This is a genomic window from Acidiferrimicrobium sp. IK (assembly GCF_025499425.1).
Taxonomy (GTDB): Bacteria; Actinomycetota; Acidimicrobiia; order Acidimicrobiales; family Palsa-688; genus Acidiferrimicrobium.
This window is the reverse complement of the sequence record NZ_JAIMCB010000034.1, coordinates 1-1789: the sequence shown is the minus strand read 5'-3', so window position 1 is coordinate 1789 and position 1789 is coordinate 1. Positions and strand designations below refer to the sequence as shown.

1 protein-coding gene is annotated in these 1789 nt (G+C 67.4%); it reads right to left on the bottom strand.

Going from position 1 to position 1789, the window contains the following annotated elements; all coding sequences use genetic code 11:
• Positions 1–29 precede the first annotated feature (29 nt).
• The coding region (locus K6U06_RS24430; RefSeq protein ID WP_262324604.1) for a recombinase family protein at positions 30–1789 on the bottom strand (1760 nt) is incomplete at its 5' end.

The following is a 1789-nucleotide window of genomic DNA, read 5'->3' as shown; positions in this document are numbered from 1 at the left end:
GTCGGCTGTGGTTGACACTGCGTTTCCTTTCATCGGGGTGTGTCGAACAGTCCAGGTCCTGCGGCGTTTACGTTGATTCGTAAGCCTTTTCGGCGTCCGTGGTTGACGTGGACTGCTTGGAGCTCGCCGCGTTGGACCTTGTGTAACACCGTCTGGCGGGCGACACCGAGGGCTTTGGCGGCCTGATCAAGGTTGACCCACCCGTCGGGGCCTTCGCCGACGATGCGGCTGCGAAGCTCGTCTGTGATCCGGATGTGCCACGGGCTGCCAGGGGTCAGCTGCTCTCCGATGATGAACCCGTCGGCCAGCCAGCGATAGAGCGTGACCCGGGAGACGCCGAGGAGTTTCTCCGCCGCAGTGATGGTGACCACGAGCCCATCATCGCCGGGGGGTGCGACCGTCTCGGCTGGTTGATAGGCCGGGATCGCCCGGGAGACCCTCAGCGTCTTCACTCGCGCCTTGGTGAACGGAAGGCCGGTCCCGGTCTTCCGACCCTGTTTCGATAGGACTGCGGCGATGGTCTTGTCGTCGTATCGCTGCGCGAGGCGCCGGACGAGGTCGACGGTGTCCTCGTCGGTGGTGCGGAAGTGCTTGCCGGTCTTGTTGAGATTGAGCCCGAAGCTGGTTGCTGCTCCGCCTTCCCACACGATGCTCACTTCGGCTCGTCGCTCGAGGGCGGCGACGGTGACGACGACTTCGGTGATGACGGCTCGGAGGAGCTGTTTCCGTTCCCGCCACGTCGTGGTCGGTGCGTGGAACACGGCGCGGACGTCGGCCCCGGCCCGGGCGAGCCACGCTGTCTCCTTGTCGCTCAGCTTGGTGGGCTGACGTAACCGTTGGCTGGCCAGTTCGGACTCGGCTTGGCGCTGCGCGACCAGCGCCGCCTCGAGAGTCCGTTCCAGGGTTCTGGCCACGAGCCGGTTTTCGGGTTCGACCGCGTCGAACTGCCGCCGTGCTCGTTCCGCCTCGAAGCGGGCTCGTTCCACGGCCAGCTCGAACGCTGCGAGGTGGCGGCGGTGGTTGGCGTCGGCCTCGGCCAGGGCCTTTGCGGTGGCCGCCAGGCTGGCCGGTTCGAGCATGGCGAAGACCTCGTCGAGGACCCGGTTCTCGAGGCGGCGGCCCCCGACGCTTTGGCATCCCCGCTCCCCGCCATAGAGCTGCTTGTTCCGCCCGCAGATGTAGCGGGGCGTGTCACCGTTGGTGCCCGAGTAGCCGACCTGCATCATCCGACCGCAACGTCCGCACCGGACCCGGCCCTGCAACAACGCGGTGCCCTCCCGGACCGCGCCGCCGCCCTCGCCTCTCGGTCCCCGCCAGTTCGCCCGCAGCTGGTCCTGGATCCGCTCATAGCGTTCCCAGGTCACGAACCCGGGATGGTGATCGGGGATCAGGACCGCCCATTCCGAGCGGGGAAGTTCCCTGGTCCGTTTCACCAGCCGGCCGTTCGCGTCGAGGCGTTTGTCGTCCCGGCGCCGACCGAACACGAACGCGCCCGCATAGGCCGGATTGGTCAGGAAGTCGTGGACCGCCGGATAGCTCGCCGGCGCCCAGCGGATCCGACGCGACCCGGTCGGGCGGCGAGGGATCAGCAGGTTGTCCTCGATCAGCGACAGCATCACCTGGCGGGCGGAACCGAGCTCGTCGAAACGGCGGAACACCGTCGCGATCGCCTCGGTGACCGCCTCGTCAGGGTCCAACACGACACGATCGAGGTCGTCATACACCAACCCGACGGGCAGACCCTGACGCAGCTCACCCTTCGCTGCCTTGTGCAACAGGCCGGCGGTGA